This window comes from Nocardia ignorata NBRC 108230, from assembly GCF_001612905.1.
Lineage (GTDB): Bacteria > Actinomycetota > Actinomycetes > Mycobacteriales > Mycobacteriaceae > Nocardia > Nocardia ignorata.
Genome location: NZ_BDBI01000018.1, coordinates 42,980 through 61,270, shown reverse-complemented (window position 1 = coordinate 61,270; position 18,291 = coordinate 42,980). Strand labels below are relative to the sequence as shown.

The window sequence follows — 18,291 nt, the reverse complement described above, 5'->3', positions numbered from 1 at the left end:
ATGCAGCAAGGCAGCCCGTTTCGATATCGGGGCGAGCATATCGAGCCCTCGTCCCAACTGCCACTCGAGCAGTCAGGGTTCACCGGTTGTTGACCCGGTTGTCTCTTCCCGCGCTGGTGACAGCCTCGCCGCTGTCGAGCATCACAGCACGCCCGCGCCTGCTATGGCCGCCGCCATAGCACCGTAGCCGAGGTCGTTGGGGTGCAGATGATCTCCGCTGTCGAACTGTTGCGCCAGTCTGCTCCGGTCGTCCGGCGCGGCCAGCGCACGGTCCAGATCCACCACCGCGTCGAAGGCGTTGCCGGTGCGTATCCAGGTGTTCACCTGAGCTCGCAGGTCGTCCTTGCCCGGCGAGTAGTACACCGAACCACCGAACGGCAGCAGAGTCGCGCCGATGACGCGCACGCCCGCCGCGTGGGCCGCGCCGATCAGCTCGCGATAGCCCGCGATGAGCTGGTCGGCCGAAACATCCGGGGACAACACACCATCGGGGCCGGTGGCGCCGGCCAGGCCGATGTCGTTGATGCCGATGAGCACGATCACCGTGTCGACGCCGGGTTGTTCGAGGACATCGCGGCGGAATCGTAGGCGGGCACTGTCCCCGAGCACGGTCGAGTCGGTGAGCAGCCGGTTGCCGCTGATACCCGCGTTGACGACCGCGTGCGGTCCGGTGCCCGGGTGGCGGGCGAGCTGGTCCGGGTAGCGCTGGTCGGTGTCGACAGTCGAGCGGTAGCCGTCGGTGATGGAGTCGCCGAAGGCGACGGTGACCTCCCGTTCCGCGCCGATCGCGTCGACGCCCGTCAAGTAGTACCAGGATCGGGAGGTCTCGGTGAAGGGCGTCGCGGTCGGTTCGGCCGCGTGGTCGCCTGCGGCGCGGAAGCTGGTCGTGGCAGCTTGCGCGTGCTGGGTCGCCGGGCCGGTCGGGCGGGCGAAGTAGAGGGTGACGGTGACCGCCTCCCCGGCCGCGACCGGGAGTGGGATCGGGTCGCTTGCCGCCTCGGCGCCGGGGGCGACATCGAATGTTGTCGAGCGGGCCATTGTCAGCGGGTGCACCGACCCGGGCACCAGCGCGGCGCCGCCTGCGCTGCGAGCCACCGTGGCACCCTCGACGGCCAACGGTTCGGTGCCATAGCGATTCGACAGCCGGACCCGGACCTGCGGGCCGCCGTCCGTCAGGCGGACGACTTGGCGGACGGTCTCGTCGGCAAAGCCGTCGGCCGACCAGTTCTGAGTCGCCGGATGCTGGGCGGCGGCCGCCCACACGCTAGACCACTCGGGTGCCGGCTCGCGCGTGCCACAGGCGACCAGCACCAGAGCGGTCACCGTCGCCAGGAAGGTGACCGCCCGGCGTGCGGGCTTGTTCATCCGAGCGACCAGGTCATGCCGAATTCACCCAGTGCGTCGAGGAATTCGACGGGGTCGAACAGTTCGGCGGGTGACTGCGCGCCCGGTTTCGCGCGCGCGCCGATGCGGGTCGCTACCGCCACCGCGAGCTGGGCACTGTTGCGGTACGTGTCGGGCCCGCTTCCGATGCCGCGCAGCGTTTTTCCGTCACGATGTATGTCGACCACCATCGAATACGGAGCCGGGGCGGAGGGTGTTTCGGGCGCACGTTCCAGGTCGGCCTCGGTGACGGTACCGACCATCGCGAAGATCTCCTTCGCCAGCACACCTTCCACCGAAGCGGCCGTGGTATGGCGCGGGATCGTCACCACGGCCGGCTGCGGGAACTTCACCACCGCGACAGGATCGGTGGCGCCGGGCAGGATCAGCGTGTCCCGTCGCGGCTTGGGGCCGGTGCGGAATTCACCGTCGGACCAGGAAAGACCACCACTGGTGAAGGCGTCGAGATTGCGCAGCACCGTGCGCATACTGCCACGTGAACCCTCACCACCGGGTGCGACGACATGGCTGAGCACGATCTCGTCGGCACCGCCGAGCCGCCGCGCGCCGAGGTCGGCGAGCAGGTCACCGAACACGCCCGCCTCCGTGACGGCCGTGACCAGGGTGACGCCTGCGGCCTCGGCGAGCGGCCCGTATTCGTCGAACACCTTGCGGGCGAACAGTTGTTCGCCCGCGACATCCACATAGCTCGCGCCCGCGGCGACGGCGGCGCGCAGCACGCCCTCACCGGTTCCGGTGTAGTCGGGCAGGGTGCTGATGACAACGTCGACCCCGGTGAAGGCGGTGAGCAGCGCGGAGTGATCGTCGGCTGCGGCGACCCGGACAGCTACGCCGAAGTCCGTCAGCCGCTGGGCGTTACGTCCCACGACGACGGTGTCGATTCCACGGCGAGCCAGTTCCGCCACCACGAAACGGCCGACGTGTCCACTTGCCCCGTACACGGCGATCTTCATGTCCTGCTCCTTGTTCATTCGGTTGATGAACTCAGCGTATGGACAGATATCAGGACGTGAAATCATCCAGGATCCACAAAAGATATCCAAACGTCTTCATCGGTATTGTCATCGGTTATGGATCTGCTCAGCGATGTGCTGGCCACCGCGCGTACCGGTGACCCCGCGTCAGGGATGTTCGTGCGGCACGCGCCGTGGGGCCGCAGGTATCCGCTGATGGAAGGTGCCGGTTTCCATGTCGTCCTGCAGGGTTCGTGCTGGCTCACCAGGGCGGGAGCCGAACCCATCGCGCTCGGTACGGGGGACGCGGTGCTGATGCCACGCGGGGTCGCGCACGGTCTGGTCGATCAGCTCACCAGCACGTTCACCGAGACCGCGGGACCCGACGACGTCCGGGTGGTCGAGGGCCCCGGCGCCGCTTCCACCCTGCTGTGCGGGTCGTATCACCTCGCCGCCGATCGCACCCATCCACTGCTGGCGGAATTGCCCGAGGTCGTGCACATTCCGGCCCGGCTCGGCACGCACGCGTCGTTGCGCGCCGCCGTCGACCTGCTCGCCGCCGAACTCACCGACGCCCGCCCCGGCGCCGACGCTGCCGTCCCACCGCTGCTCGACCTGCTCCTGCTCTATCTGTTGCGCGCCTGGCTCGCCGAGAGCGCCACCCACGACACCGCACGGTGGTCGGTCGCGTTCACCGACCCCGAACTGTCGCGTGCGCTGCGGGCCGTACACGACGACCCTGGTCACCACTGGACCGTCGAATCGCTCGGCGCCCGTGCGGGTTTGAGCAGGGCCGCGTTCGCCAAACGATTCACCACCCTGCTCGGCGAACCGCCACTGGCCTATCTCACCCGCTGGCGGATGCTCACCGCCGCCCGGCTCCTGCGCGAGACCGACCACCCGTTGGCCACCATCGCCGGGCGCACCGGCTACAGCTCCGAATACGCGTTCGGCAAAGCCTTCAAACGTGAATACGGTGTGGCCCCCGGCCGGTACCGCGCAGGGTGATCAGTCGAGCACCGCGGTCGCCTCGACCTCGACGAGCAGGTCGGGTTCACCCAGTGCGGCCACGCCGATCAGGGTGATCGGTTTGACCGGGTCGACCCCCATTTTCGCGGCCGCGCGACTCACTCCTTCGCCCAGCAGCGGATATTTGTCGGCACTCCAGTCGACGACGTAGATCGTCAGCTTCGCGACGTCGTCGAAGGATCCGCCGACCGCGGTCATCGCGGCGCCGACATTCAGGTAGGCCTGTTCCACCTGGGCGGCGAAATCGCCGGCGCCGACGGGGTTTCCGTCGGCGTCGCGGGCCACCTGCCCGGCCAGGAAGACCAGGCGTGAGCCGGTCGCGATCGACAGCTGCCGGTACACGTCGGGCTTGGGCAGCCCCTCCGGATTGATCAGTTCCACGGTCATGTTCGCTCCCGTCGTCGGTGCCATAACCATAACGCTGTTATGTAATGTGGCGCCATGGGCAGAACGCGGAATCCGGGGATCAGGGCGATGCTGATCGAGCGGGCGGCGCAGATGGTCGCGGCGCGTGAACCGGTGACGCTGCGCGGGCTCGTCGCCGGGACCGAGGTGTCGACGATGGCCGTGTACACCTATTTCGACGGGATCGACGGGTTGTGGCGGGCGGTGCGGCAGGAGGGGTTCACCCGGTTGGCCGCGCGCCTCGCCCACGTCCCCGACACCGGCGATCCCGTGCGCGACCTGGCCGCGCTCGGCAACGCCTACCTCGCCAACGCACTGGCCGAACCCGATCTGTACCGGGTGATGTTCGACGCCGGTTTCGAACTCGAGGACGCACCGGCCGCCGATGCGACGTTGGAACGGCTGGTGGCGGCCGCGGCGAGGGCCCGCGACCTCGGCCGCTTCCGGGCCGAGGCCGACCCCCTCGAACTGGCGACGCAGAGCTGGGTGATCGGGCACGGGCTGGCCGCGCTGGTTGCGACCGGCCCGTTGCCCGCCGAGGCACTCGACCACGGCATCCCGATGCTCACCGCCTTGTTCGTCGGAGCAGGCGACGAACCGCAGCTGTGCGCCCGTTCCGTGCGGGCGGGGTGGCGGATCAATTGAGCTGGGCGACCGCCGCTTTCGTCGCCTCGGCCAGGAGTTCGTTGGAAGGTTCGGCGTCCTGCTCGGATTTCGTCGACAGGACCGCGAGTACCAGGGGCGGGCGGTTCGGGGGCCAGGCGATGGCCACGTCGAGGGCCGAACCGTAGGCGGGGCTGCCGGTCTTGTCGCCGACAGTCCAGTCGGTGGGTAGGCCGGCCTTGATGCGTTTGCCGCCGGTGGTGTTGGCCTTGAGCCAGTCGGCGAGCTGGGTGCGTTCGGGCTCGGCGAGGACATCCCCGAGGACGAGGGCGCGGTAGTCGGCGGCCAGGGCGGCCGGGGTGGTGGTGTCGCGTTCGTCGCCGGGGATGGCGGTGTTGAGTTCGGTTTCCCAACGGTCCAGGCGGGTCACGTTGTCACCGAGGGTCCGCAGGAACGCCGTGAAACCCGCCGGGCCGCCGAGCAAGCGGAGCACCAAGTTGCCCGCCGTGTTGTCGGAGAGCGTGATGGTGGCATGGCAGAGGGCCGCCACGGTCATGCCGGTGTCGACGTGCTTCTCGGTTTCGGGTGAGTACTCGACCAGGTCGGCGGCGGTGTAGTGGATGACCTGGTCGAAGTAGCCGGTCGAGAGTGGATGCGCCTGCAGGAGGGCGCCACAGGCCAGGCCCTTGAAGGTGGAGGCGATGGGGAAACGTTCGTCGGCCCGGTAGGCGACGGTGGCGCCGGTTCCGGTATCGGTGACCGAGAGACCTAGTCGCGCAGTGTATTTCGATTCCAAGGCGGCGAACTGGGTGGTATCGGCGGACGCGGTGCCCGGCGCGGCCGAGGTTTCGCTCGGGGCTGCGGGTTCGGAGGAGCACGCGGTGAAGGTCAGCGTGGCGACCGCGAGTGCGGCGGCCGCGAGGCGTCTGCGGATCGGGTGCTCGGTAGCGGAAGAAGTCACCGTTGCACCACACCATCGCGGGCGGGGCGCGGCCAATACCGGATGCCGTCCGCGGCGAGTCGTGATCGATATCGCCGCAGTTGAGGTGCGGTATCCGAGGCGATGCGCTGGGCACTTCGTCCGGTTCGGGCGAGCCGTTGCGTGACCGCTGGTTCAATGGCCCCATGGACCTGCTGCGCCACCTCCGGTTCTTCGTCGCCGTCGCGGACGAGGGCCATTTCGGGCGGGCGGCAGCGGCACTCGACATGACCCAACCACCGCTGTCCCAGGGTTTGCGTCGCCTGGAACAGCATCTCGACATCGAGCTCGTCCACCGGACCACCCAGGGCGCCGTGCTCACCCCGGCGGGCAGGCAGTTGCTGCCGCGCGCCCGGCTGCTCGTCGACGACGCCGATCGCCTGCTCGCCGAATCCCGGCGCATCGCCCAGCTCAGCGGCACCACCCGCTTCGCGGCGACCACCGCCTTGCCGGACCGTGTGGTCACCGCCTGCGTCACCGCGTTGCGGCCCGCGGACGGGACGGTGTCGACCACGATCGGCAGCACCGTCGACCTCGTCGCCGACGTGCGCTCGGGCATCTGCGATGTCGCGGTGATCGAACATCCCGCTCTGGTCGACGGCGTCGAAGCGGGCCCCGTCGTGAAACTCCCCCGCTGGCTGGTCGTTCCCGCCGGTCACCGCACCACCACCACCGAACGCCCCACCTTCCCCATGCTCACCGGTCTGCACTTCGCCCATCCCCCGCGTCCGGCCAACCCACCCGCTTACGACGCGCTCCTAGATCTCCTGCGTGAACGCGGCCTCGACACTCCGCCGCTGCCCGCCCCCGACGACCGCGCTGTGCTGGCAGCGGTGGCCGCCGGAACCAGCTTCGGCCTCACCACCACCCCACCCACTCCCACGCCGGGCGTCGCGTGGTTGACCTTGGCGCCGCAGTCGGTCGCGTTGCGGGTCAGGGTGGTTCGGCGGACTGATACGCGCGGGCAGGCGGACGTGCTCGATCGCGTGCTGTACCGGGAGCGGTTGCGGTGATGGCGCGAATCACGCATCTGTGCGCGATGAGGTGTCTCGCAGCGGAAGAGTGCATCGCGTGAGTATGCGGAGCGATCGTCGATGGAGCGCGCGGTGAGCCGGTCGTTCGACATGCTGCGTGCGGAGTCGGGATTCCGGGCTGCCGATCGGGCTGTCCCGACGGCTACGGACAGGATTCGGGCGGTGTTCGCGGATGCCGGGTGCAGTGGGTGGCTGCATGCGCGGCGGTGTGACGGTTCGGCGGCGGAGATCTCGGTGGGCGGGCGGGATCGGGTGGTGATGGCGTCGGTGTACAAGTTGCTGTTGTGCGTGGCGTTCTATCGCGAGGTGGACCACGGGCGCATCGATCCGGCGGGCAGGCTCACCATCGATCCCGCCGACTGCACCCCGGGCCCGACCGGTATTGCCGCACTGCACGATCCGATCACGCTGAGCCGTCGCGACCTGGTGACCTCGATGATGACGGTGTCCGACAACGCGGCCGCCGACGTTCTTCTCGGTGAACTCGGGCTGGCCGCCGTCACCGACATGGCCGCCGAACTCGGCCTCACCGAAACCCGGGTCGTCGGCGGCACCGCCGATCAGCACCGAAGCCTGGTGCGCGACACCGACACCCACAGCACCGCCGAGGCGTTCGCGGCGCTGGCCGACAACGACGAGGCGTGGACGGTGTCGGCCTACGATCCCGCCTACGCCAGCGCGACCACTCCCGAGGAGATGACGCGCCTGCTGTGGCGGCTCTGGTCCGGCGACGTGTTGTCGACGGAGAGCACCGAATTCGTGCGCGCGGTCATGCGCAACCAGATCTGGCCGCACCGTGTCGCTGCCGGCTTCCCACATCGCGGTGTCGTGGTCGCGGGCAAGACCGGCACTGTCGGCATCATCCGCAACGAGGTCGCGGTCGTCGAATTCCCCGGCGAAATCCCCGTCGCCGTCGCGGTCTTCACCCGCGCGGCACGCGCCGACCCCGCCCTCCCCGTCGTCGACGCCGCCATCGGCGAGGCCGCCCGCATCGCCGTCACCGAACTCCGCCGCCCCACCCCCTGACCCCTTCCTGGACAAACGATCACCACGCTCTGGTGGCGTTCGGCTCTCGGGCGATGCCGCCATCAGCGCGTGGTGATCTCGAAGTGACTGGGTGCGAGCCGGTTCGACGGCCTAGCATCGTCATTCGTGGGTGGAGATTCCGGCTTCGGCCGAGCGAAAATTGGTGGGATCGTGGCGGGGGCGCTCGGTTTGTTGCTGGCGGTTCTCGTCCCGCTGCTTCCCGTGCAGCAACAGCGCGCGAGCCTGGATTGGCCGCAGGACAAGTCGCTACAGGTCAGCGCACCGCTCGTGGACTACGTGCCGCTGAGCCTCGATCTACGCATCCCCTGCACCGCCCTGCAAGGTTTCACCGGCGGAACCGTCCTGTCCACCGTCCCACCCCAAGCTCCCCGAGCGGGTTCCAAGGGCCTGGTCGCCCGCATCGAGGACCGCCCCGACCAGGGCCGCACGCTGTCGATGGTGTTGCGCGACCGCCTGTTGCTGAGCGTCCCCCTCACCAGCCTCCCGACCGGTCCGGCAGCGCCTGGGGTAGAGGGAGCACCCTTGCCCTCGGCGCCTGCCGCACCTTCGGGAGCGCCATCCGCACTGCCTGAGAGTGGCGTGGCGCCAGGCTCGGCAGACGGTCGCTGTGCGCTTGTCGTCTTCTCCGATGCGGGGAGCACCAGTGCCGAGATCGTCGGAGTGGCGGCACGCGACGGCGCGGTGATGCGGACGGCTGTGCAGGGCGATGTGCGGCCGCAGGTTGTCGGTGTGTTCACCGAACTCGATCGGGGTCGCCTCGGTGATGCGAGGTTGCACGCCGAGATCGACGCCCGGTTCTCGTCGAGTCCGAGTGGGTGGAAGCTGGCGGCGATCATCGGTGCGGTGCTGTGCACGCTGCTGGCTCTGATCTGCCTGCACCGCAGTGACCTTCGGGACGGCAGGCGCACCCGCCGGTTACTTCCGATGGGCTGGTGGCGGTTCCGCGCGGTCGACGCGACCGTGGCGGGCGTGCTGGCCGTGTGGCATGTGATCGGGGCGAACAGTTCCGACGACGGGTACATCCTCACGATGGCCCGGTCCGCGCGCGAGGCCGGGTATACGGCCAACTACTACCGGTGGTTCCAGGTGGCGGAGGCGCCGTTCGGCTGGCCGTACGAGGTGCTCGCCTGGATGAGCAGGGTCAGCGAGGCAGGCGTGTGGATGCGGTTGCCCGCGTTGCTCGCCGGACTCGTGTGCTGGCTGGTGCTCAGCCGGGAAGTACTGCCCCGCTTGGGCATTGCCGCGAACCGCTGGGCGGTGTGGACCGGTGCGCTGGTGTTCCTCTCGATCTGGCTGCCGTACAACAACGGTTTGCGTCCGGAACCCTTGATCGCCGTCGGGGCACTGGTCACCTGGTGCTCTATGGAGCGCGCAGTCGCGACCCGGCGTCTGATGCCGGCCGCCGTCGCCGTGCTCGTCGCGGCATTCTCATTGGCCGCCGGTCCCACCGGATTGATCTGCACGGCAGCGCTTCTGGCCGCTTCACGTCCGGTTATACGCACCATCGTCGCCCGCTCCGGCTCCACTCCGAGCGGATACGCGACCCTGCTCGCACCGATCGCCGCCGCCGGAACACTCGTTCTGGTTGTGGTCTTCGCCGACCAGACCCTGGCGACCGTTCTCGAAGCCACCCGCGTCCGCCAGCTCGTCGGCCCCGACATGTCCTGGTTCGAGGAACGCACCCGCTGGGACACCCTGCTGTCGGTGAACCCCGACGGTTCCCTCGCCCGCCGCTTCGGCATCCTCGCCATGCTGCTGTGCCTGATCATCGGCGTCCTCACCACCTTGCGCCACGGGCGCGTCCCCCGCACCGCCCGCGGACCGGTAACCCGCCTGCTCGCAGTGGTTTTCATGGCACTACTGCTGATGATGTTCACCCCCACCAAGTGGACCCACCACTTCGGCGTGTACGCGGGCCTGGCCGCCGCCCTCGCCGCCGTCACCGCAGTCGCCTTGAACCGCAGGCTCATTCACGCCACTTACGTCCGCACTCTCTTCACCGCAGCGGTCCTGTTCCTCCTCGCGGTAAGCCTCACCGGCTCCAACGGCTGGTGGTACGTCTCCGGCTACGGCGTCCCCTGGCCCGACCGCGCCCCCACCCTCGGCAGCGTAAGCCTGTCCACCCTCGCCCTGACCGCCACCGCCGCAACCCTCCTCCTCGCGCTGTACCAGTACTACCGCGAACCCCGCCCGCGCGAGGGCGGCACCCAGACACCCGCTGGCGACCACCACAGCCAACCGCGCACCTCGGAGTGCGAGACCCGGCGAGACTCCGCCGAACACGACAACGCCCCTGCCGATTCCCAGCGCGACGACCATTCGCTGTCACCCGAGCATGACGGCCAGCAGGCGGTGGACTATCCGCGCATATCCGAGCGCGACAACCCAGTGGTCGACAAGCATGGCGCACCACTTCTCGACGACGAGAACGACGGTGAGCCTCGAGCAACGGAGACCGACAGAAGGTTGCCGTTTGCTGGGAAGGGTTCTGCGGCTGGTCGTTTCAAGATTGCCCCGGTCGCGCCGCTGACCCTCGTTGCGGCAGCGCTGGTGCTCTTCGAGGTGGGTTCGCTTGCCTCGGCGGCGGTCTCGCAGTACCCCGCCTACTCGGTCGGCCTGTCCAACCTGCGCGCGCTCGGCGGCAACCCCTGCGCCATGGCCGACGACGTCTTGGTCGAAACCAACACCGCGGACTCTCTGCTCACCCCCTACACCGGCACCATCGCCGACAGCCTCGCCGCCGAGAACACCGGCTTCACCCCGAACGGCGTGGGCAGCCTCGCCCCGGACCCCGGCCCCGGCCAGTCGTCCGCACCACCCTCCGGCTCCGGCCCCGGCGGTGGAGGGCCAGGTAGCGGCCCCGGCGGCGCACCGAGCGGTCCGAATGGCGAGGCAGCTGGTTCTCCACAACGTGGACCCGGCGGTGGAGGACCTGGCGCCCCAGGCGGCCCAGCGCCCAGTGGCAGCGCAGGTCCCCCCAGCGCCGGCCAGAGTGGCGCCGCACCCGGCGGTCCAACTGGTGCCGCCCCCAGCGGCCCGAATGGTGCGGCGACCGGTCCAGCGCCAGGTGGTTCGGCACCCGGTGCCGGCGCAGGGCCCAGCAGCGGCGGCCCGAGTGGGAGCGCGCCCGCCGGGCCGATTGGAGCCACGGCCGGTCCTCCGCAAGGAAGCCCCAGCGGAGGAGGACCCGGTGGCGGCCCCAGCGGCCCAGCACCTGGAAGTCCAGCACCCAGCAGCGCGCCTGGTGGCGGCCCAGGGCCCAGCAGCTCTGGGCCGACCGGCGCCGCACCCGGCGGACAGAATGGCGCCTTCCCCGGTGGGCAGCCGAGTGGCAACGAAACACCGCGCGGGGCGAACGGCGGCCCGGCGGGCGCTCCCGGCGGGCCGAGCGATGGGCCAAGCGCTGCCGCAGGACCTGGCAATGGCGCACCAGCCGGTGTCAACGGGAGTACCGTGGCGCTTCCGTTCGGGCTTGCTCCGGAGCGGACGCCGGTGCTCGGAAGTTACGCCGTGGGTGCGCCTCGCGCCAGCAAGTTGGTCACCCAGTGGTTCCGGATGGATCTGGCAGCGGTGCAGCGTGATCCGGCTTATCGGGTGTTGATCCTCACCGTTGCCGGACGCATCGAAGGAGTGGGGCCTGATGGGGCGCCGATGCCGGGACAGCGGCTCCGCGTGGAGTTCGGCCGGGAGGCCGGGGGAACGTTCTCACTGTTGGGCGAGGCAACCCCGCCGAGTGTGGGTGGCGCACCGGGGTGGCGGAATCTTCCAGTCTCTCTGGATGGAATTCCATTGGGCACCAACGCTGTTCGCCTCATCACGGAGGGGGACCCCGATCCGATGCAGTGGGTGGCACTCACCCCACCACGCCTGCCGAAATTGACAACGCTGAACACGATGGTCGGCGAAGAGAACCCGGTACTCGCGGATTGGCATGTGGGCCTGGCCTTCCCATGCCAGCGCCCCTTCGATCATCGAGCAGGCGTGGCGGAGATGCCGATCTGGCGCATCCTCCCCGACAAACTCAACGCCCAGGTCTCCGAAACCTGGCAGGGCGACACCGGCGGCGGCCCCCTCGGCTGGACCGGCATGCTCATGCGGTCGCAAACCATCCCGTCCTACCTGGCCGACGACTGGACCCGCGACTGGGGCGAACTCCAACGCCTCACCCGCCTGATCACCGCTCCCCCCGCCGAGATCACCATCGACACCGAACCCACCTGGGGCTGGTCGACCGCCGCACCGATCAGAACCAACTGACCACAAGCGCGACCAGCCGAAACGGCAACCGCCGCTGTCCAGAAGGGCAGCGGCGGTCGGGTTGTGGGAGAAACTACTTCGGCGGTGCACCACCGGCCGGCGGCTCCGCACCGGGAGCGCCCGGGGGCGCGGCAGCGGCGGGTGGCTTGGCGCCGGCGGGCAGGGGCTTGCCGATGTGGGGTGCCATGTCCGGCATCAAACGGATCGCCACCTGCTCCCAGGTGCCCCAGTTGTGGATGCCGATGTCGGGGAAGTCGTAGCTGACGTTGGTGTAACCCAGTGCGGTGAGGCGCTTTTCGAATGAACGGGTGTTGGCGAGGGCGATCGCTTCCAGCGGCATGCCCTGGGTGATCGCGTCGATGGACGACAGATCCTGATCGGCGGGCTTGGCGCTACCGGCGGAGATGTAGAGGCGGGTGTTGTTCGCGATCAGCTTCTCGGCGAAGCCGTAGGGGTCCATCCGCCGCCACTTCTCGCTGCCCGCGGGCGCCATCGCCTCGATGTTGTACCCGCCGCTGGCGATCATGGCCGCACCGAGCGCCTCCCGCATACCGGGCATCGACATGTGCAGGTACCCCGACAGCGATGCCGCATAGCTGAACTGCTCCGGGTAGTAGGCCGCCATCAACAGCGCCGCACTGCCACCACTGGACAGCCCGAGCACACCGTTACGCGTGGAACTGAATCCCAACCGCGACTTCAAGGCCTCGGGCAGCGTCTTGGTGATGAAGGTTTCCCACTGGTAGGCGGTGGTTTTGCCCTGGGTGTCCTCCCAGCCGCCGATGGCCGAACCGGAGTCGGCGCTCGGCAGCATCGACCCGTCGGGGTTCACCCCGTTGAAGCTGCTCGGCTGCTCCCAGTCGGCGTAGAAGCTGGACTGCCCGCCGACCGGCATCACCACATTGATGTTGAACTTCGCCATCTGCGCCGGGATGGAGGTGTGCTTCTCCCAGCCGTTGAGGTCGTTTTCGGCGCGTTCACCGTCGAGCAGGTACACCACCCGGTCGGTGTTGCCGTCGGCCGCACGCACGATGCGCGTGTTGATGGTGCCCATCGACGACTCGACCGCGAAGTCGATCGCGTTCGGATCGGCATCGGCACCCGCCGGAACCACCGTCCCGAACGGCAGCAACACCGCCGCCGTGACCCCGATCAGGGTCCGCCGGACCCGCCCGGATCGGCGCGCAGGCGCCCCTCCCCCGTTTACGCCACGCATGATCGACCTTTCGCTGACGCGGCCACGCCGCTCCCCACACGACCCGCCCCCACGGCGATGTCCTGCCGCGCAGCATAGCGCGCCCGGCTGCCACCGGCACATACCGAATTACGGTGCGACGCAGCCACCTTCACCGGCCTGGGCTTTCGGCCCGGCGCCGGCGGGGATCCGGACGCTACGCTGGTGGGGAAATTCGTGCCGCGACCCCGGCGGCCCCTGCAGAACGGGACCCCGTGAAGCTCGCTGTACGCCTGATGTTCATGCTGATCCCAGCCTTGCTGCTGGCCCTGCCCTGGTGGACCCTGGTCTGGGCACCCACCGGCGGTACCGGAACGCTGTTCTGGATCGGGACCGCCGTCGTCGCGGTCCTGTTCGCCTGCCTGCCGGTGGCGATGTTCCTCGGGCACGGCCCGGCCCAATCCGACCCGGCGGTGATCGTCGGCGACGCCCTGCTCGGGGTGTCCTGGGTGTTCTTCGCCTGGTCGGTCATCGGCGTGTTCGTCCGCGGCGCACTGACGGTGATCGGTGTCGACGACCCCGCCCGCCCGGTCGCTGCCGGGGTGGCGATCACCGCGCTCGCCCTCACCGGCTGGGGCGTGTACGAAGCACGCCGGGTGCCGCGCGTGCGCACGGTCGACGTGGCCATCCGCGGCCTCGCCCCCGGCCTCGACGGCTTGCGGATGGTTGTCGTCACCGACACCCACTACGCCGCGCTGAACCGCGTGCGCTGGTCGGAGAAAGTGGTCGACGTGGTGAACGGCCTCGAACCCGATATCGCCTGCCACGCCGGTGATCTCGCCGACGGCTCGGTCGAGAAACGCCAGACCCAGGTCGACCCGCTCGGCAAGGTCGTCGCACCGCTCGGCCGCTTCTACATCACCGGCAATCACGAGTACTTCGGCGACGCGCAGGGCTGGATCGACTACATGGCCGCCCTCGGCTGGCAGCCACTGCACAACGAACACCGCACCCTCACCCGCGACGGTGACCGCCTGGTCATCGCCGGAATAGACGACCCGACCGGGCGCGGACTTCCCGGTCACGGCCCCGATCTGCCCGCAGCCCTGACCGGTGCCGACCCCGACCTGCCGGTGGTGCTGCTGGCCCACCAGCCCAAGCAGATCGCCGATGCCGTCGCGGCCGGAGTGGCACTGCAGATCTCCGGTCACACCCACGGCGGTCAGATCTGGCCGTTCCACTACCTGGTGCGACTGGACCAGCCGGTCGTGGCCGGGCTGAGCAGGCACGCGAACAACACCCAGCTCTACACCAGCCGTGGCACCGGGTTCTGGGGACCGCCGCTGCGGGTGTTCGCACCCAGCGAGATCACCGTTCTGGTGCTCCACCCGGAGCCCGCCTGAACTGTCAGCGATGCGGCTGGGTGACCTCGCTCGGCAACGGACCGCTCATCGCCACACCGGAACCGGTCCAGCTGTAGGTGATCGCCGCCGGGCCACCCTGCGGCGCCGCGAACGGTTCGTCACCGACGAGCCACTTGTAATTCACGGTCACCGAGTTGCCACTCGCCCCGGCGACATAGGTGAACGCGTAGGCCTCGGAAGTCGCTGTGCCCAGGTACTTTCCGTCGTGGAAGAACAGGATGTGAATCGGTGAACCCGCCGAATTCCCACCGACGGCGCGCACCCACAGCAGCTGACCACAGCTGCCCGGCCGGTCCTCCGAGGCCTGCGAGGCGGCCCAGCCGTCACCGAGCCCGGCGAGCGCTTTGCGCACACCGCCAGAGCCCGGGTCGACGCACCGATCCGGCCCGCTGATGTCGTCGGCGGGCGGCGTGACCACCGGCGGCTCCGGATCCGACGGCACCGGTGAGTCGATCACCGGCGGCACCTCAACCGACGGCCTCCCCGGCGACGGCGTGCCCGGCGACGGTGAAATGGTTCGCTCCACAGGAGGTTCCACCGGAACCGAAGACGTGGCGGTCACCGAGGTCGCCGGGCGGGCAGTGCCCCCGTCGTCCCCGGTGCAGCCCGCGACCATCCCCGCCGCCACCGCGATCAGCGCACTCATCCGAACTGCGTTCTTCATGATTTCCTCGATTCCGAGTCCCCCGCACGCTGTCGGCGCGGACAACGACTCCATCGAGACTCTCGCCGACCCCGTTAGGCGAAAAATGCGAATCCCAGCCCTAGGGTGCGAAATCCACACCCTCGGTCCCACCGGCTGTGACGTGCCGATTCGACATCCGCGCCGAGCAGTTCCCGGCGAGTGGTACCGAATGAAAGCATCGGCGCGCGATCGGTGGCACTGTTACCGTGAAACGGGGGCATTCGTACCGAAAAGGCTTGCCCCGCAAGCAGTGTGATGTGCGAGCGATGAGGAGACCTGAATGGACGACGTGGCACTGGTACTGGACCCCGCAGGCGCGGATATCCAGGGAGAATCCGCGCGGATTCGGGCACGGGGGCCGGTGACGCTCGTCGAGCTGCCGGGTGCGGTGCGGGCGTGGTCGGTCACCGACGCCGCCACGCTGAAGAAGCTGCTGGCCGACCCACGGGTGTCCAAGTCCGCTACCAAGCACTGGCCCGCGTTCGCCGCGGGTGAGGTGCCGCCGGACTGGCCGCTGTTCCTCTGGGTGGCCGTGAACAACATGTTCACCGCCTACGGCGCCGACCACACGCGCCTGCGCAAGTTGGTCGCACCCGCCTTCACCCATCGGCGCACGGTGGCGATGCGCCCGATGATCGAGAAAATCACCGCAGGTCTGCTGGACGAGCTGGCCGCCGTCCCGGCAGGCGAGGTGATCGACCTGCGCGAACGCTTCGCCTACCCGCTGCCCATCCAGGTGATCTCCGAGCTGATGGGTGTGCCGGATTCGCTGCACGCGGGCCTGCGCAAGTGCGTCGACGGCATCTTCGACACCTCGCTGAGCCCGGAGGAGTCGCAGGCCAACTACATGAACATGTACGGCATCCTCGGCGAGTTGGTCGCCTACCGCCGCACCAACCCCGGCGACGACATGACCAGCCTGCTCATCACCCACCGCGACGAGGACGACGGCACCCAGCTCACCGAGCAGGAACTCGTCGACACCTTGCTGCTGGTGATCAGCGCGGGCCACGAAACCACCGTCAACCTGCTCGATCAGGCGGTGCACTCCCTGCTCACCCATCCCGAGCAGCTGGCGGCAGTCGGCGAGGGCAAGGCCACCTGGGCCGATGTGGTGGAGGAATCGCTGCGCTTCGAGGCGCCGGTCGCGCATCTGCCGCTGCGGTTCGCCGTCGAGGAGATCCAGCTCGAGGGCGTCACCATCGCGGCGGGCGACCCGATCCTCGCCTCCTACGCCGGGGCGAGCCGTGACCCGAACCTGCACGGTGACACCGCCGACGACTTCGATGTCACCCGGGTGAACAAGGAACACCTGGCATTCGGCTACGGCGTGCACCGCTGCCTCGGCGCGCCGCTGGCCCGGCTCGAGGCCGAGATCGCCCTGCCCGCTCTGTTCGCACGCTTTCCCGGAATCCGATTGGCCGGCGCCACGGAGGAATTCGGTTCGGTGGCCAGTTTCATCTCCAACGGTCACGCGACACTGCCGGTGCATCTGAGCTGAGGTTCCCCGCCTCCCATACCTAGATCTGCTAGGGTCATACCTAACTGTTCTAGGTATGGGAGTGCTGTGCGCATCGACAAAGACCTGGTAGCGGCTTCGGCGACGCCGCTCGTACTCGGGATACTCGCCGACGGCGAGTCCTACGGCTACGCCATCCTCGAGCAGGTGAACACGCTGTCCAACGGCCGCATGCAGTGGACCGACGGCATGCTCTATCCCCTGCTGCACCGGCTGGAACGGCTCGGCTACGTGTCCTCGGCCTGGCGCGTGTCCGACAGCGGTCGCCGCCGCAAGCACTACCTCATCACCGACGCGGGCCGCGCCGCCCTCGCCGAACGCCGGGCGCAGTGGACCGTCGTGGCCGAAGCCCTCGACCAAGTCTGGCGCGGCATCAATCAGCCGCCGGCCGCGGCGCAGGGGTGGGCGTGATGGATGCCGAACTCGACGCCGCGGTGGACCTGTGGCGCGGTTATGTCCAACGGCACCGGGTGATCTCGGTGGCCGATGTAGACGAGATGGAAGACCATCTGCGCGAACAGGTCTCGACATTGCAGGATGCCGGTCTCAGCAGCGAGGAAGCGTTTCTCGTCGCGGTCAAGCGGATGGGCAATGTGGACTCGATCTCGCGCGAGTTCGCCCGTGAGCATTCCGACCGGTTGTGGAAACAGCTGGTGCTGATGCCCGAAGACGTTGGGCGCCAGAGTAATCGGGAGCTGATGATGGTGATCGCCATCGCGCTCGCCGCGGGCCTGGCGGTGAAGACCGGGATCACGTTCCTGCAGGAGGAGACGCTCGCCCTCAACCTCAGCCTTCTCGTCCTGCCTTTCCTCACCGGGTATTTCGCCTGGAAGCGGCAGGTGAGCGCGCCCGTCGCCGTCGCCTTGATCGTGCCGTTCGTGCTGGCCGCACTCGTACTGAATCTGTACCCGTTCGAGGACGGCGGTTCGACCGTGGTGCTGGCGGGCATCCACGCCCCGATAGCGCTGTGGCTGGTGGTCGGTCTCGCATATGCCGGCGGTGACTGGCGCTCGGACCGTCCGCGCATGGATTTCATCCGGTTCACCGGGGAGTGGTTCGTCTATCTCACGCTGCTCGCCCTCGGTGGTGGTGTGCTGATGGGCCTCACGGCCGCCGCGTTCGATGCCCTCGATCTCGATATCGAACCGGTCATCACCCGCTGGATCATGCCGTTCGGCGCGGCCGGTGCGGTGATCATCGCGGCGTGGCTGGTCGAAGCCAAACAGAACGTGATCGAGAACATCGCCCCCGTGCTCACCAGGGTGTTCACGCCGCTCACCATCCTGATGCTGCTCGCCCTGCTCGGCGCCTTCGCCACCACCCGCAGCTTCACCGGCATCGACCGGGACCTGCTGATCCAGATGGACCTCATCCTGGTCCTCGTGCTCGGCCTGCTGCTCTACACGATCTCGGCCCGCGACCCGCTGGCACCACCCGCCTTCTTCGACCGTGTGCAACTGGTGCTGGTGTCGAGCGCCCTGATCGTCGATGTGATGATGCTGGCGGTGATGGCCACCCGGATCGCCGAATTCGGTTCCAGCCCCAATAAAATCGTCGCGCTCGGCATGAATGTCGTGCTGCTGGTGAACCTGGCTTGGTCGGCCCACCTGAGTCTGCGATTCCTGCGCGGCCGAACCCCTTTCACCGCGCTGGAACACTGGCAGACCCGTTACCTCCCGGTCTACGGCGCCTGGGCGGCGGTGGTCGTTGTCGTGATCGGGCCGCTGTTCGCCTTCGCCTGAAGGTTTTCGCAAGAAATTCGCTGGACCGGCCGTGAC

At 68.7% G+C, this 18,291-nt stretch carries 15 protein-coding genes; 9 read left to right on the top strand and 6 right to left on the bottom strand.

The window, feature by feature from the left end:
* Positions 1-141 precede the first annotated feature (141 nt).
* Positions 142-1,365, bottom strand: a complete 1,224-nt coding sequence (locus NI2_RS16595) for an SGNH/GDSL hydrolase family protein (RefSeq protein WP_067491833.1) — start codon at positions 1,363-1,365, stop codon at positions 142-144.
* Positions 1,362-2,357: a saccharopine dehydrogenase NADP-binding domain-containing protein gene (locus NI2_RS16590; RefSeq protein WP_166655718.1), complete on the bottom strand. Its 996-nt coding sequence runs from the start codon at positions 2,355-2,357 to the stop codon at positions 1,362-1,364. The genes NI2_RS16595 and NI2_RS16590 overlap by 4 nt, the downstream gene beginning before the upstream one ends.
* A gap of 117 nt (positions 2,358-2,474) precedes the next feature.
* Here NI2_RS16590 and NI2_RS16585 point away from each other — a divergent pair, with 117 nt between their 5' ends.
* On the top strand, positions 2,475-3,365 hold the full coding sequence (locus NI2_RS16585; RefSeq protein WP_067491829.1) for an AraC family transcriptional regulator: 891 nt from the start codon (positions 2,475-2,477) through the stop codon (positions 3,363-3,365).
* On the opposite strand, the gene NI2_RS16580 is transcribed toward NI2_RS16585, so the two are convergent.
* Positions 3,366-3,773 (bottom strand): RidA family protein, encoded by a 408-nt coding sequence (locus tag NI2_RS16580; protein ID WP_067491827.1) that lies wholly within the window; start codon positions 3,771-3,773, stop codon positions 3,366-3,368. It lies immediately after the preceding gene.
* Positions 3,774-3,827: 54 nt separating this feature from the next.
* Between NI2_RS16580 and NI2_RS16575 the strand changes: the two genes are divergently transcribed.
* A complete protein-coding gene (locus tag NI2_RS16575; RefSeq protein ID WP_067491825.1) occupies positions 3,828-4,436 on the top strand; it encodes a TetR/AcrR family transcriptional regulator in 609 nt (202 codons plus the stop codon).
* Here the strand turns inward: NI2_RS16575 and bla are convergent.
* On the bottom strand, positions 4,429-5,328 hold the full coding sequence (gene bla / locus NI2_RS16570; protein WP_067491887.1) for a class A beta-lactamase: 900 nt from the start codon (positions 5,326-5,328) through the stop codon (positions 4,429-4,431). The genes NI2_RS16575 and bla overlap by 8 nt on opposite strands.
* Positions 5,329-5,519: 191 nt before the next feature.
* Here bla and NI2_RS16565 point away from each other — a divergent pair, with 191 nt between their 5' ends.
* The 3 genes from NI2_RS16565 (at position 5,520) to NI2_RS35170 (ending at position 11,711) form a co-directional block, all read left to right on the top strand.
* Positions 5,520-6,386 (top strand): LysR family transcriptional regulator, encoded by an 867-nt coding sequence (locus NI2_RS16565; RefSeq protein WP_067491885.1) that lies wholly within the window; start codon positions 5,520-5,522, stop codon positions 6,384-6,386.
* A 111-nt stretch (positions 6,387-6,497) separates the two neighbouring features.
* Positions 6,498-7,433, top strand: a complete 936-nt coding sequence (locus NI2_RS16560; RefSeq protein ID WP_067491883.1) for a serine hydrolase — start codon at positions 6,498-6,500, stop codon at positions 7,431-7,433.
* 126 nt (positions 7,434-7,559) lie between these two features.
* A complete protein-coding gene (locus NI2_RS35170) occupies positions 7,560-11,711 on the top strand; it encodes an arabinosyltransferase domain-containing protein (protein ID WP_243749723.1) in 4,152 nt (1,383 codons plus the stop codon).
* Between the two features lie 73 nt (positions 11,712-11,784).
* Here the strand turns inward: NI2_RS35170 and NI2_RS16550 are convergent, their stop codons facing one another.
* Complete coding sequence (locus NI2_RS16550) at positions 11,785-12,927, bottom strand: alpha/beta hydrolase (protein WP_243749724.1); 1,143 nt, start codon at positions 12,925-12,927, stop codon at positions 11,785-11,787.
* A gap of 254 nt (positions 12,928-13,181) precedes the next feature.
* Between NI2_RS16550 and NI2_RS16545 the strand changes: the two genes are divergently transcribed.
* Positions 13,182-14,288, top strand: coding sequence for a metallophosphoesterase (locus NI2_RS16545; protein ID WP_067491880.1), 1,107 nt, complete (start codon positions 13,182-13,184; stop codon positions 14,286-14,288).
* Positions 14,289-14,292: 4 nt separating this feature from the next.
* Here NI2_RS16545 and NI2_RS16540 read toward each other — a convergent pair whose 3' ends face one another.
* On the bottom strand, positions 14,293-14,973 hold the full coding sequence (locus tag NI2_RS16540) for an LppP/LprE family lipoprotein (protein WP_166655719.1): 681 nt from the start codon (positions 14,971-14,973) through the stop codon (positions 14,293-14,295).
* 301 nt (positions 14,974-15,274) lie between these two features.
* Between NI2_RS16540 and NI2_RS16530 the strand changes: the two genes are divergently transcribed.
* From NI2_RS16530 to NI2_RS16520, 3 genes are all read left to right on the top strand, one after another.
* Entirely contained in the window at positions 15,275-16,495 is a 1,221-nt protein-coding gene (locus tag NI2_RS16530) for a cytochrome P450 family protein (protein ID WP_067491819.1), read from the top strand.
* 66 nt (positions 16,496-16,561) lie between these two features.
* Entirely contained in the window at positions 16,562-16,924 is a 363-nt protein-coding gene (locus NI2_RS16525; protein WP_067491817.1) for a PadR family transcriptional regulator, read from the top strand.
* Positions 16,924-18,255, top strand: coding sequence for a permease prefix domain 1-containing protein (locus tag NI2_RS16520; protein WP_067491879.1), 1,332 nt, complete (start codon positions 16,924-16,926; stop codon positions 18,253-18,255). Before NI2_RS16525 ends, NI2_RS16520 begins: the two co-directional genes overlap by 1 nt.
* Positions 18,256-18,291: the final 36 nt, after the last annotated feature.